Origin of the sequence: Actimicrobium sp. CCI2.3, assembly GCF_035019065.1 — a bacterium.
Taxonomy (GTDB): domain Bacteria; phylum Pseudomonadota; class Gammaproteobacteria; order Burkholderiales; family Burkholderiaceae_D; genus Actimicrobium.
In genome coordinates this window covers 54,795-68,779 of record NZ_JASJWR010000006.1, presented here as the reverse complement: position 1 = coordinate 68,779, position 13,985 = coordinate 54,795, and the positions used below count along the sequence as shown (strand labels likewise).

At 54.8% G+C, this 13,985-nt stretch carries 12 protein-coding genes; 6 read left to right on the top strand and 6 right to left on the bottom strand.

The window, feature by feature from the left end:
- Positions 1 to 106 precede the first annotated feature (106 nt).
- Positions 107 to 1,384 carry a diguanylate cyclase gene (locus QN370_RS05235; RefSeq protein ID WP_322129260.1) on the bottom strand — a complete coding sequence of 426 codons (1,278 nt, stop codon included), beginning with the start codon at positions 1,382 to 1,384 and terminating at the stop codon, positions 107 to 109.
- A 400-nt stretch (positions 1,385 to 1,784) separates the two neighbouring features.
- On the opposite strand from QN370_RS05235, the gene maiA reads away from it, so the two are divergent.
- The gene (maiA, locus tag QN370_RS05230; protein WP_322129259.1) at positions 1,785 to 2,447 is read left to right on the top strand and encodes a maleylacetoacetate isomerase; all 663 of its coding nucleotides are present in this window, start codon (positions 1,785 to 1,787) and stop codon (positions 2,445 to 2,447) included.
- A gap of 123 nt (positions 2,448 to 2,570) precedes the next feature.
- Here maiA and gyrB read toward each other — a convergent pair whose 3' ends face one another.
- The 3 genes from gyrB to dnaA form a co-directional block, all read right to left on the bottom strand.
- Positions 2,571 to 5,069, bottom strand: coding sequence for a DNA topoisomerase (ATP-hydrolyzing) subunit B (gyrB, locus tag QN370_RS05225; RefSeq protein WP_322129258.1), 2,499 nt, complete (start codon positions 5,067 to 5,069; stop codon positions 2,571 to 2,573).
- 113 nt (positions 5,070 to 5,182) lie between these two features.
- Positions 5,183 to 6,289 carry a DNA polymerase III subunit beta gene (gene dnaN, locus QN370_RS05220; protein WP_322129257.1) on the bottom strand — a complete coding sequence of 369 codons (1,107 nt, stop codon included), beginning with the start codon at positions 6,287 to 6,289 and terminating at the stop codon, positions 5,183 to 5,185.
- A 215-nt stretch (positions 6,290 to 6,504) separates the two neighbouring features.
- Positions 6,505 to 7,899, bottom strand: a complete 1,395-nt coding sequence (gene dnaA, locus QN370_RS05215; RefSeq protein ID WP_322129256.1) for a chromosomal replication initiator protein DnaA — start codon at positions 7,897 to 7,899, stop codon at positions 6,505 to 6,507.
- A 415-nt stretch (positions 7,900 to 8,314) separates the two neighbouring features.
- Between dnaA and rpmH the strand changes: the two genes are divergently transcribed.
- The 5 genes from rpmH (at position 8,315) to mnmE (ending at position 12,291) form a co-directional block, all read left to right on the top strand.
- Positions 8,315 to 8,449, top strand: coding sequence for a 50S ribosomal protein L34 (gene rpmH, locus QN370_RS05210; RefSeq protein ID WP_009664891.1), 135 nt, complete (start codon positions 8,315 to 8,317; stop codon positions 8,447 to 8,449).
- A 27-nt stretch (positions 8,450 to 8,476) separates the two neighbouring features.
- Positions 8,477 to 8,860, top strand: a complete 384-nt coding sequence (gene rnpA / locus QN370_RS05205; RefSeq protein ID WP_322129255.1) for a ribonuclease P protein component — start codon at positions 8,477 to 8,479, stop codon at positions 8,858 to 8,860.
- Positions 8,857 to 9,120, top strand: a complete 264-nt coding sequence (gene yidD / locus QN370_RS05200) for a membrane protein insertion efficiency factor YidD (RefSeq protein WP_322129254.1) — start codon at positions 8,857 to 8,859, stop codon at positions 9,118 to 9,120. The genes rnpA and yidD overlap by 4 nt, the downstream gene beginning before the upstream one ends.
- A gap of 31 nt (positions 9,121 to 9,151) precedes the next feature.
- Positions 9,152 to 10,810, top strand: a complete 1,659-nt coding sequence (yidC, locus tag QN370_RS05195) for a membrane protein insertase YidC (protein ID WP_322129253.1) — start codon at positions 9,152 to 9,154, stop codon at positions 10,808 to 10,810.
- Positions 10,811 to 10,902: 92 nt separating this feature from the next.
- Entirely contained in the window at positions 10,903 to 12,291 is a 1,389-nt protein-coding gene (gene mnmE, locus QN370_RS05190; RefSeq protein ID WP_322129252.1) for a tRNA uridine-5-carboxymethylaminomethyl(34) synthesis GTPase MnmE, read from the top strand.
- Positions 12,292 to 12,308: 17 nt separating this feature from the next.
- On the opposite strand, the gene QN370_RS05185 is transcribed toward mnmE, so the two are convergent.
- Positions 12,309 to 12,818, bottom strand: a complete 510-nt coding sequence (locus tag QN370_RS05185) for a hypothetical protein (protein ID WP_322129251.1) — start codon at positions 12,816 to 12,818, stop codon at positions 12,309 to 12,311.
- 109 nt (positions 12,819 to 12,927) lie between these two features.
- Complete coding sequence (locus QN370_RS05180; RefSeq protein WP_322129250.1) at positions 12,928 to 13,881, bottom strand: CAP domain-containing protein; 954 nt, start codon at positions 13,879 to 13,881, stop codon at positions 12,928 to 12,930.
- Between the last annotated feature and the right edge of the window lie 104 nt (positions 13,882 to 13,985).

Genomic DNA, 13,985 nt, shown 5'->3' with positions numbered 1-13,985 from the left:
GGGTTCGTCATCGTCGCAATCAGTGTTGCTGAGGGTAGCCTGAGAGCGGCACTGACGCCATGCGGTAATCGGTCATCCGGTACTGATGTGATTGAAAAAGTCCGGCTCACGCCGCAAACTCGATGCAATTGCGCCCCCTGCTCTTGGCGCGGTACAGCGCGGCATCGGCTTTGGCCAGTGCGGCCTCGACGTCCTGTGTGCCGGCATCGAGCATTGCCAGCCCGATGCTGACTGTCATCGTGACCAGTTCGCCGGCGTTGCTGGCAATCCGGCAATGCAGGATTGCCTGACGCAACCGCTCTGCTGCCACCTGCGCACCGTCGATACCGGTATCCGACAGCAAAATCGCAAACTCGTCGCCACCGAAACGACTCAGGAAATCAATGTCACGCAACACCGTCTGGCAGGCTTGAACGCAGCTGAGTATGGCCTGGTCACCCATCGCATGGCCGTAGGTATCGTTGATCTGCTTGAAGTGGTCAATATCGAGCATGAGTACCGCCAGCCCGGAACCATGTCGTTGTGCATGCTTGAGTTCCACGCTAAAACGGGACATGAAATGACGCCGGTTGGCGACGCCGGCCAGCGTATCGGTATTGGCCATCTTCGACAACATCTGCTGATGGCGTAGCAGTGCCCAATGCTTGCGCAACATCAGGATCGCCATCGTACAGAGCAACAGTAGCGCCACCATCTCTCCCAGCGCGCGCCGTCGCCAGCTTGCCTGCCAGTCGCTATCGGCTTCTCCGACAACGACAATGAACGGCAGGTCATCGACCTTGCGGGCACCATACAGACGTGTGATGCCGTCAATGGTCGAGCGCCCACGATAGGACGCGTAGGCCCCGCTCGAGGCGACGAATTGCGCGGTCTGCGCATCGTCGAGCGTTTTCCCGAGCAACTCCGGCCTGGCCGGCTTGCGCGCCAGCAAACCTAGCCGCGTATCAGCGATCAGGATCGCGCCGCCCGGACCCAGCGCCATCAACGCGATCCTGTCAGAAAAAAAACCAAGGTCCAGCGCGACACCGGCCGAGCCTTGAAACCCCTTCCCGGCATCCGGGAAGCGCCGCACTTGCGTGACCGATAACCGTCCCGCCTTGTTGGTGTAGACGTGTGAAACGAAGGTCTCGCGCAACGGATCTTCCCGCATCGACTTGCACCACTCCCGGCCACTCGCATCGACACCTGCTTTGGCGTTCGTGTGCGTGACCACGCAGTTCCGGTCAACCAATCCAACCCCGGCCGCATTGGGCAGCGTGGTTCGTTTGGCTTCGATCAGGCGGGTGATGCGCGCCTGCCGTACCAGGTCGGCATCCGGATAGAGCAAGGCATCCGGCGAGACCTGACCGATGATATCGCGTAGCACGTAGTCGGAATTTTCCATCGCTCCATGAAGCCATTCGCTGAGCAGAAAGCTGGCGTTAGCGACTCGGTTATAGGCAGATTTTTTTTCCTGTCGGTAGGACGTCAGTAAATCAAACGCCGCAACAATGGATAGCAACAGGCAAAAGCACAGACACCAAAAAAAGCTTTTCCGATATTCCGACATCGCTGCACTCCATTGAACCCCAGTAAAGCAATCGATGCCTGCCAGATCAGCAACCAGCAATCGAAGCCCAACGGCGCGGCTTAGTCTGGTAGTGTGAGCAGAGGCAATTCATGCATCCGGTCCCTGCTGGTCAGCTATTGGCTAGACGCATTCACAAGATACCTGCATTATCTGCTGGCGCTGCAAGCTTGACGAACAATCATGCAACTATTTGATTCCCTCCATCGGAGATCCCATGTCACAGCAACCTGAATTCGAGTTATTTGCCTTCTGGCGCACTTCGGCGACGTATCGCGTACGCGTCGCACTCAACCTCAAAGGCCTCACTGCCCATGAACGCATCATCAATCTCGATACCGGCGAACAGCGCAGCGCTGCCTTTTTGAAGATCAATCCGATGGGTGCCATTCCGGCACTCATCGAGCCTGGTCAGGCACCCCTGACGCAATCTTTGGCGATCCTCGAATTCCTCGATGAAATGCAGCCTGCGCCAGCCTTGCTGCCGACCGGACTGCATGCGCGTGCACGGGTTCGTTCCCTGGCGGCGATGCTGGCTGGCGATACCCACCCGCTCGTCACACCGCGCATCAAAAAGTACCTGACCGGCACCAGTAACTTCGACGACGCAGCCTGGCGCGCCTGGCAAATTCACTGGTTCACGACAGGTTTGCAAGCGCTGGAACAGCGCCTCGCGTCGGAGCCCGGCACCGGCATGTTCTGCCACGGTGAGTCGCCCACCATTGCCGACATCTGCCTTGCCAGCATTGTCGTCGTTGCACGCGTTTTCAAGATCACGGTTGCCGACATCCCGACCGTCGACCGGATCATGGCCCGCTGCGACGCGCTCGACGCCTTTGCGCACGCCGACCCGCGACGTCAAGCTGGTGCGCCGGCCTGACACGTAACGGAGACTTCACAGCCCGCCAGCGCAACCGCGAAGCAGGAGAACCAGCGAACAGGGCTGCCAAAGCAGCCCTGTCAAAAACGCCGGTTTCCCGCTACCCGAAACGGGCGGCTTGCATCAAATATCGATATTGCCCGCCTGCAGAGCATTGGCTTCGATAAATGCCCGACGCGGCTCGACATCGTCACCCATCAATGTCGTGAAGATCTGGTCGGCAGCGATCGCATCATCGATCTGCACTTTCAGCAGACGCCGCACTGCTGGATCCATCGTGGTTTCCCACAACTGCGACGGGTTCATTTCGCCCAGTCCTTTGTAGCGCTGTTTCGACACACCCCGTTCGGCTTCTTCGCGCAACCAGGCCATGACCTGATGGAAATCGTTGATGCGGATTTCCTTGATGCGTTCGCCGGTACCACGCCGCACCATCGCGCCCTCACCCAGTAAACCCTTGAAGGTGGCTGCGGCATTGGCCAGAACCGTGTAATCCGGACCGCTGACGAAATCGGCATCAATGACGCTGGACTTGATATTGCCGTGGTACATGCGCTGAATACGCAACTGATGCTTGTCCGACAGGTCATCGGAACGCACCACGACATCGACGGCAGGATCATTGATTGCGGCCATCATCTCGGCGGCGGCGCGGGCAGAACTGTCTGGCGTGCTCAGGTCGAGCGTGACGCCGGTCATGATGGCCGTCAGTGCCGCATTGTCGATCGCCCGCGCCAAACGCATGATGATCGCGTTGGCGGTGTTGTACTGGCGGACCAGCTCGGACAGTGCATCACCGCTGATCGGTTCGGCCTGCTCGTACGGAATCAGGGCGGCGTCGTTGAGCGCGATCTGCATCATGTACGCGGCTTCTTCGATATCGTCTTTCAGGTAGCGCTCGTCACGACCATGCTTGACTTTGTAGAGTGGCGGCTGCGCGATGTAGACGTGACCGCGCTCGACCAGCGCCGGCATCTGGCGATACAGCAGCGTCAGCAGCAAGGTGCGGATGTGGGCACCGTCGACGTCGGCGTCAGTCATGATGATGATGCGGTGGTAGCGCAGCTTGTCCGGATTGAACTCATCGGGACCGATGCTGGTGCCAAGCGTGGCAATCAGTGTGGTGATCTGCTCGGACGACAGCATCTTTTCAAAACGGGCTTTTTCGACGTTAAGGACCTTGCCGCGCAATGGCAGGATGGCCTGGAATTTACGGTCGCGGCCCTGTTTGGCGGAACCGCCAGCGGAGTCTCCTTCGACGATATACAGCTCGCACAGCGCCGGGTCTTTTTCCTGGCAATCAGCCAGTTTGGCCGACAGGCCGAGGCCATCCATGATGCCCTTGCGACGGGTCAGTTCGCGAGCCTTGCGGGCCGCTTCACGAGCGCGCGCGGCTTCGACGATCTTGCCGCAGATGATCTTGGCGTCGTTCGGTTTTTCTTGCAGATAGTCCGACAAGGTCTTGGCGACGATTTCCTCGACCGGGCCGCGCACTTCGCTCGAGACCAGTTTGTCCTTGGTCTGCGAACTGAACTTCGGCTCCGGCACCTTGACCGACAACACGCAGGTCAGGCCTTCGCGCATGTCGTCACCGGTCACTTCGACCTTGGCTTTCTTGGCGAACTCGTGCTCTTCGATGTACTTGTTGATCACCCGCGTCATTGCCGCACGCAAGCCGGTCAGGTGGGTGCCGCCGTCGCGCTGCGGAATATTATTGGTGAAGCAGAGCACTTGCTCGTTGTAGGCATCATTCCATTGCATCGACACGTCGACGCTGATGTTGGTGTTCTGGTCCGACATCTTGTCGCCAGTGGCCTGGAACACGGTCGGATGCAGCACGGTCTTGCTCTTGTTGATGTATTCGACGAAGCCGCGGGTACCGCCTTCAAACGCAAATTCTTCTTCCTTGCCGGTACGATGGTCGCTCAGCTTGATACGCACACCATTGTTGAGGAAGGACAATTCACGGATGCGCTTGGCCAGGATGTCGTAATGGAATTCGATGTGGCTGAAGATTTCTTCATCGGCCCAGAAGTGCACTTCGGTGCCGCGCTTGTCGGTGTCGCCGGTGACCTTGATCGGTGAAATCTGCACGCCTTCAACGGTTTCGATGAGGCGGTTTTGCGGAATGCCGCGCACAAATTCCATGTAGTGCGCCTTGCCGTCGCGCCGCACAGTGAGCTTGAGCAACTTCGAGAGGCCGTTGACGCACGACACGCCGACACCATGCAACCCGCCGGATACCTTGTACGAGTTCTGGTCGAACTTGCCACCGGCATGCAGCTCGGTCATGACGATCTCGGCGGCGCTGCGTTTCGGTTCGTGCTTGTCGTCCCACTTGATGCCAGTCGGAATGCCGCGGCCGTTGTCGGTAATCGAAATCGAATTGTCGGAGTGGATCGTGACATTGATCTCGGTGCAATGACCGGCCAGCGATTCATCGATCGAGTTGTCCAGCACTTCAAACACCAGATGATGCAGGCCGGTACCGTCGGACGTGTCGCCAATGTACATGCCGGGCCGTTTGCGTACGGCTTCCAGTCCTTCAAGAATCTGGATGGATGATGCGCCGTACTGGTTGGACTGCAACTGACCTGGAGTATCTTGAGGAATCGCGGACATGGGTACCTTCTAAACGGTGACTGACTGCTGGGGCTAACGAAAAAAGTGCATTCTCGAGTTCTGTAAAGCGGCAAGGGGCCAACCGGCCCCTTGCAGTGACCGTGATGAGCCGGTCAGATTCTCATCGGCATGACGACATACTTGAAATCAGCATTGTCCGGAATGGTAATGAGCGCCGATGAATTGGCGTCTCCGAGTGCGATGTTGACCTGATCGCATTTGAGATTATTGAGGACATCAAGCAGGTAGGTAACATTGAATCCGATGTCGACGCTATCGCCGCCGTAATCGATTTCGATTTCTTCAACCGATTCTTCCTGGTCCGCATTGGTTGAACTCACCTTCATGCTACCGGGTGTGACGATGCAGCGCACGCCCTTGAATTTGTCGCTGGTCATGATGGCCGCACGTTGCAGTGATCGCAGCAGCTGGTCACGACCGAGCGTGAAGTTATTCTTGTAGCCCTTCGGCACAACGCGGGTGTAGTCCGGGAATTTACCCTCGACCAGCTTGGAAATCAGTTCGATATCGGCAAAGGTCAGCTTGACCTGATTGGTGGCGATGTCAATTTGTACCAGCTCGTCGGTGTCTTCCAGCAAACGCTGCAATTCGATAATGGTCTTGCGCGGAATGATGACTTCCTGGCGTGTGAATTCCTGTTCGGTTTCGACCTGGCAGAATGCCAGTCGATGACCATCGGTCGCGACGGCAATCACGTTCTTGCCATCGACGACCAATAGCAGGCCATTGAGGTAATAGCGAATATCCTGCTGCGCCATCGAAAAGTGAACCATGTTGAACAGGTGCTTGAGCGTTTTTTGCGGCAAGCTCAGTTGCGCGTTGTATTGCTCGGCTTGCGTAACAGTCGGAAATTCTTCGGCCGCCAGCGTTTGCAGTGAAAACCGTGACTTGCCGGTTTGAACTGACATGCGCTTATTGGCCAGTGACAGCGACACGTCGCCCGACTCGGGCAGAGCACGCAGAATATCGAGCAGCTTGCGGGCTGCCACCGTCGTTGCGGCGAGCTCCTCGCCGCCTTCGACGGTGATGTGCGTTGTGATCTGGACTTCGATATCCGTCGACAGGAACGAGACCTTGTCGCCGTCCTTGCGTATGAGAATATTGGCCAGAATCGGCAATGTGTGCCGACGCTCGACAATACCGCTCACGATTTGCAGTGGCCGGAGTAGGGTGTCTCTGCTGGTTTTAACCAATTGCATGGTGTCATCCTTGGTAATCATTGTTGGTGGAAATGGTGCCAGTGAAAGTCCCTGCCACTGGATCCGGCCCATTGAATCAGACTGCAGTTTTACTCCCTCCGCATTTTGACAGAAAAGGTTTCGTTCCTGACAAAATGCGCATTCCTGCCCGATTCGCAAGGACAGCCAGCGCCTGCCTTGCGTGAGTTATCCACAGGGCCGCAAGCACTGCCTGCCTATCCTTTCAGTGTTTGTTCCAGCACATGCAATTCATGGTTACATTCAGGGCTCTTGGAACGGTCTGCGCCAATTTTTCGTACCGCATGCAAAACCGTGGTGTGATCGCGACCACCGAACAATTCGCCAATTTCCGGCAGACTTTTTTGAGTCAATTCCTTGGCCAGGTACATGGCGATCTGGCGCGGTCGGGCAATGTTGGCCGGGCGCTTTTTCGAGTACATGTCGGCGACCTTGATGTTGAAAAAATCCGCCACCGTCTTCTGGATATTTTCAACTGAGATCTGGCGATTCTGGACCGACAGCAAGTCTTTCAACGCATCCTTGACGACCTCGATCGTGATGTCCTTGCCGTGAAAGCGCGAGAACGCAAGGATCTTGCGCAATGCACCTTCGAGTTCGCGCACATTCGAACGCAAATGCTTGGCCACGAAAAAAGCCACGTCATCGGAAAAGTTAACCCCTTCCTGTGCTGCTTTTTTCAGCAAAATCGCGACGCGCATTTCCAGCTCGGGCGGCTCCACGGCAACCGTCAGGCCGGAATCGAAGCGTGAAATCAGGCGATCATCCATGCCGGTGATTTCTTTCGGGTACGTGTCGCTGGTGATGACGATCTGCTTCTTTGCAGCAATCAGCGCCTCAAACGCGTAGAAAAACTCTTCCTGAGTACGGCTTTTGCCACCAAAAAATTGAATATCATCGATCAGCAAAACGTCGAGCGAATGGTAGTAGCGCTTGAAATCATCGAAGCCCTTGCGCTGATAAGCAGTGACGACGTCACGGACATATTGCTCGGCGTGGATGTAACGGATTTTGGCAGAAGGATTGTCGGCCATGACCTGGTTGCCGATCGCGTGAACCAGGTGGGTTTTCCCCAAGCCAACGCCGCCATACAGGAACAGCGGGTTATACGAGCTACCGGGATTATCGGCTACCTGAATTGCCGCAGCGCGCGCGAGCTGGTTGGCCTTGCCAGTGACGAAGCTGTCGAATGTCAGTGCGGTATTGACCCGGCTCTGGTCGCGACGTGGCGCGCTGTCAACCACCGGCAAGTCAAGCAAGCCGTCAATTGGGGGGGAGATACCATTGATCCCATTTCCTTCAACCCGCGCCGTCACCGGCATCGCTACGGTTGGCTTGCGCGGTGCGTTCAGGCGCGGATCGAGGACGAACTGCACATCAATCGGTTCTTCCCAGTATTGCGCTGCCAACACCGTAATGCGGTTAGCGAACTGTGTTTTGACCCAGTCGAGCTTGAACCGGTTGGGCGCGGCAATGCGTAGCCGCCCCTCTTCGTAATCAAGGGGGATCAGTGGTTTGATCCAGGCGCTAAATTGCTGCGGCGTTAATTCCTGCTCCAGTTGGGCTGAGCAGGTTTGCCAGAAATTATCCATGCATCTTCTATTGAATTGGGGGAGGCGGAACGGTACTGACGAACAGCACGGTCATTATCCTCAGGCTGATCTTGGCTAGCTGTGGGAAGACGCCATAACGGACCGTATTCTACCCTTGACGGAGATAGTTATCCACAGGGGAGCCGGACTTTTCTCGCGCACCGCCGGTATCAGGACCGCATCAGGAAATCTCGCTAAGTTATTGACAAGCAAGCCGAAAGTACTGTCTAATCCCGGGTTCACTGTTCGACCCGCCTGCGTACCATGCTGTTGCCGTTTGCAGCTTCATCCGCCTCTGGGGACAGAGTGAAGAACGATTGAAGCGCTTTCGAGCACCGGGACGCAAGCAACCCCGGACCGGGTCATTCCCCGGCTTTCATACTCCGATTTTTTTCAGCTGAATAGCGAGACCATAATGAAACGTACTTATCAACCTTCCGTCGTACGCCGTAAGCGTACCCATGGCTTTCGCGCTCGCATGGCAACCCGTGGCGGCCGCGCCGTGCTTAACGCACGCCGCAGCAAAGGCCGTAAGCGCCTGGCAGCTTAAAAGCTGTTGCAACAGCTCGCATCCGGTGTGACCGGCGCTCGCTTACAGGACTTTGCACGGGAACGGCGCATCGTTAAAACGGATGAATTTTCATCCGTTTTTCGTTTGCGGCCTGTGTATCGCAGTGCGCATTTTGTGTTGTACACCCGTGTCAATGCGCTGGCCCACGCCCGACTGGGCGTCGTGGTTGCCAAACGCCTGGCACCGCGAGCTGTCACGCGTAATACCGTCAAGCGCGTCACCAGAGAGTTGTTCCGGCTTGCCGCTCTACCCCCAATAGATTGCATCGTGCGGCTATCAAAACCAGTCAATGTCCGCAAAGGTCCCGCCACCACGAGCACCTTGAAGAAGGTACTGCGGTCAGAGCTACTGCAACTTTTTGCGTCGCAACGACCCAGGGAGACAGTTTGAAATCCGTTTTGCTAGCGCTACTGCGTGCCTACAAATTAGGCATTAGTCCTTTTCTGGGACAAAACTGTCGCTTTCTTCCCAGCTGTTCGGACTACGCTGCAGAGGCAATTACTGAGCACGGTGCCCTGAAAGGCGGTATCCTCGCGGCCAAGCGATTGGCACGATGCCATCCTTGGCACCCGGGAGGTCTCGACCCGGTTCCACGACGCGACACCGCGAGTGCCACTGCGACGCCTTCTTGCAATTGCCACCATCCCTGAACTCCTGACTACTCAATTATTTAAAACACCTATGGATATCCGACGTACCGTACTGTGGGTTGTGTTCTCCTTGTCCCTGTTAATGCTGTGGGACAAATGGCAGCAGCACAACGGCAAGCCTCCGATGTTATTCCCAGGAACCAGCGAGCAAGTAAAACCTGCCAGCTCGGCCACCGTTGAAAAACCAAATCCTGAATCACTTCCAGGCGCTACCAATGCAACTGGTGCGATCAGTGTCGATGCAGCAAATATGGCCGCTGCGACCAAAGGCGAAACAATCACGCTCATCACTGATGTGTTCAAAGCTGACATCGATACACAAGGTGGTGAACTGAAACGCCTTGAATTGCTCAAGCACAAGGACACGGTCGACAAGACAAAAAATGTTGTTTTATTCGATAGCAGCGCAAGTCGCACTTATCTTGCAGAAAGCGGCCTGATTGGCGGGGCGTTTCCTAACCACAAGACGGTGTTTATCGCCCGTCCCGGTACGCGGACAATGGATACCAGTGGTTCGTTGCAACTGGTACTTGATGCCGATCAAGGTGGTGTAAAGCTCACCAAGACATTCACTTTCAAAAGTGGCGATTATCATATCGACCTGAAACACGATGTCACCAATACCGGCACAGCAGCGGTAACCCCTTCGGTCTACCTGCAACTGGTCCGTGACGGTAGCAAGCCTGAGGGAGAATCGTCGTTCTACAGTACTTTCACTGGACCGGCTGTTTATACGGAAGAGCAAAAATTCCAGAAACTGACTTTTGAAAAAATCGAAAAGAATACCGAAGAGCATGCCAGCAAGGCTGACAACGGCTGGATTGCGCTGATCCAACATTACTTCGTTTCGGCAATTATTCTGCCGCCACAGACCCAACGCGAAATTTTCACGAAGAAGATCGCAACCAACCTGTATGCGGTTGGCAGTATCGTTTCGCTAGGATCGCTGGCTCCGGGAGCTACTGCCTCACTCGATTCGCTTCTGTATTCGGGTCCTCAGGAATCGGCCGTGCTGGAACAGACTGCGCCTGGACTTGACCTGGTGAAAGACTATGGCTGGCTCACGATCATCGCCAAGCCAATTTTCTGGTTGATGACGCAAATCCACAAGATTCTCGGCAACTGGGGCTGGACCATCATTGTCCTGACGATGCTGATCAAACTTGCGTTCTTCCCGTTATCGGCTGCCAGTTATCGCAGCATGGCGAAAATGAAAATGGTGACGCCAAAAATGACGGAGATCCGTGAGCGCTTCAAGAGCGATCCGCAAAAAATGAACCAGGCAATGATGGCCTTGTACAAAACCGAGAAAATCAATCCGCTTGGTGGCTGCCTGCCGATCGTGGTCCAAATCCCGGTGTTCATTTCGCTGTACTGGGTTTTACTGGCCAGTGTGGAAATGCGTAACGCGCCATGGCTGGGCTGGATTCATGATCTGGCGTCACCGGATCCCTATTACATCTTGCCAGTACTGATGGCCGTGTCGATGTTTGTCCAGACCAAACTCAATCCAAAACCACCTGATCCGATGCAGGCCAAGGTCATGATGTTCATGCCGATTATCTTTTCCGTCATGTTCTTCTTCTTCCCGTCCGGTCTGGTGCTGTATTGGGTAGTCAATAACGTGCTGTCGATCGCCCAGCAATGGGTTATCACCAAAAAGGCCGAGCAAAAATTCAAGCCGGCCTAAGCAAGACACCCTCGTTACTCAAAACAGCCCGTGATTTTTTCGCGGGCTTTTTTATTCGTTGTCCCTCCCTGGCAAGAAGTTAAAATCCATCCATGAAATTAGATTCCTCTCCCATTGTTGCCATTGCCACTGCGCCTGGGCGCGGTGGCATCGGTGTCATCCGTTTATCCGGCAAGAATCTTGGCAATATTGCCGCCGATATTTGCAGACTGGTTCCTGGGTCGACATTGCAACCGCGCCATGCGACCTATACCCGTTTCGTTGACGCTGATGGCAACACGATCGATCAAGGTTTAGCGCTGTATTTCAAAGCGCCTCACTCCTACACGGGCGAAGACGTCCTTGAATTGCAGGGGCACGGTGGACCGGTGGTCATGCAACTGTTGCTGGCGCGCTGCCTGCAAGCTGGCAGTGCTATTGATTTGCGTCTCGCGCAACCAGGCGAATTTACCCAACGCGCATTCCTCAACAACAAACTTGATCTGGCCCAGGCCGAGGCAGTCGCCGACCTGATCGATGCCTCGACCGAAGCTGCGGCACGCTCGGCCTCGCAATCGTTGTCTGGTGTTTTTTCCGGAATCATCGGGGCACTCGTCGAGCAAGTAACCACTTTGCGCATGCTGGTTGAGGCAACACTCGATTTTCCGGAAGAAGAAATAGATTTTCTGGAAAAATCGGATGCGCGAGGCAAGCTGACGGCCATACGAGAAACATTGCATCAAGTATTTCGTCAAGCCGCTCAGGGCGCATTGCTGCGTGATGGTCTCAATATCGTTTTAGCTGGTCAACCCAATGTTGGCAAGTCATCACTGCTCAATGCGCTGGCCGGTGCCGATGTGGCCATCGTTACACCAATCGCCGGTACCACCCGCGACAAAGTCACCGAGACGATCCAGATTGAGGGAATCCCGCTCAACATCATTGATACTGCCGGCATTCGTGACGCCTCTGATGCAACGGATGAAGTGGAGCGTATCGGTATCGAACGTACCTGGGCTGCCGTCGCGAATGCTGATGTCATTATTCACTTGCTGGACGCTTGCCGCGGACCGACGCTGGCCGATGAACACATCACGATGCGATTTCCAGAAAATATTCCGGTAATGCGCGTATGGAACAAGATTGATTTGTCAGGACACAAGCCTGCCGTTGATCGCCTCGCCGATGCAACGCATGTCTATCTGTCCGCTACCGACCAGCTCGGCATGAATTTGCTACGTGAAGAATTATTACGGCTGGCTGGCTGGCAGCAAACTGGCGAATCGCTGTTCCTTGCGCGAGAACGTCATCTTGTAGCGCTCGCCGCTGCACAAACCCATCTGCAATTTGCTGCTGACCACGCCGCATTGAGCGACCATGCACTGGATCTGTTCGCCGAAGAATTGCGCCTGGCACAAGACCAACTGAGCAGCATCACTGGCGCTTTTACGTCGGACGACTTATTAGGTGTCATTTTCAGTCGTTTTTGTATCGGGAAATAAGGTGTGCTTTCAACACTTCAAGCAAGTGCCAGTGAGGAAAACTGGGCGGTTGACACTGTCAACAAGGCCACCGAGGAGCCGGTGCGCTCGATTAGTCCCATAATCTGATCGATTTCTCGGCGGCACTTGAGCAACGCGGAGTCTATCCGCGTTGTTAATTCTTCATCGCAATATTTGCCATGCTCGTCACGAACATTTATTAGCCGTGTCATGCGCAATCTGCTCTCAGTCAAGTATCGAGCAGCAACTTCAATGAATTCGATGTGCAACTCACCTGCCAACTTTGCCAAACGCCGGGTATCGGCAACCAGCAAGGCCATGTCAGCGCGCAACCGCACTACGCTTAATTCAAAAACATTACCTGGTGATCGTCTGGTATGTGTCGTTACCTGGATAACTTGCTCTTGTAACAGCACCAGTTTTTGTACGTTTTCACCGATGCGTCGGCTAAGTAATTCTATTTGGGCGCGTTGTTCGCAAAAGTGAATGAGCGCAAGCTGGAAAGTGCTTTGTTCAAGCGATGACATCACGATCTCCTCAAGGTAGCTCTTTGGCCGCCAATATTGTCGTCATTAGTACAACCTAAATACTAACCAACAGTATTGCCTATTTACAGAGAGTTACCTAGAGAAAATATTACCTTGTCGTAAATGACCAGATTCGGTCGGCAGCCAGACCGGACACGGTGCCTACAAATTTCACGTCATAGGTCGTTGCGGCACTCAGCTCTGCCGAAGGAATAATGGCTGCTGCAGAAGACGGGGTTTCAGGGTCGGTCGAATTGATCAGCAGGCGCGTGGCGAGTGCTTGTCCGCCACGTGGGCTGATCGTAAATGTCTGTACGGTAACGACCGCATCGATATCTGCATGAACACTCACCGGATAGCCAACTGCATTCTGGTTCGGCACAGGATCAGGTAATTCCTGATCACTATAAAAGACGGTCGTTACTCCAGTCTGATTGGCTGACGGATATACCGCAAATTTGCCTTTACCTAAGCCGGGTCCTAGTCCGTTCGCAGTGAAGTTGACGGTTAGAAAGTTGTATCCGGTAGCACTGAAACCATCCGATCCCGCTCCTGCCTCCAGAAACTTTGGTTCAAAAATGACAAAGCGGTGATAAATGGCGGTAATCAAATCTTCTACATTGGTAGCACCCGCAAGATTGGCGCTCGCTGCAATGACTTCACCAAATGCGTACCCGCGCGTTGACGTAAAGACGTAATTTGCAGCGGTCAGCCTCTCTGCCACACCTACTCCTGTAAAACCAGGTTTGCCGGCAACCTGAACGTGGGTAATCTTGTCATTTACTTTTTGGTAATTGGAATGTCCACGTGCCGCGAGATCAACGTTGGCATTTCTAGTAAGTACTCCGAGTCCCATTTGTTGCCTGCGAAAATTGAGGCGATTGTATCCATCGGTGGCAGTATCGTTGGTGAGAGTCGGGGTCCCAGGCTCGGCGAGTAGTTGTGTTGTCGTGTCTCCGGCTGGCGCTGGTGCCGATGCATTATTGCCACCACCGCATGCCGTCAAGAAAAATAATAGAGAGAGCGCACTGGCGCAGGCGGCAATGCGTCGAGATTGGGTCATGGAATGTCTCCTGGATAGGCCGCTAGCGATGCACGCTGGCATGCGTATTTTAAATCTTGGTTAAATAGGACTACGCAATTTCAATCAACAAAGATTTATAAACC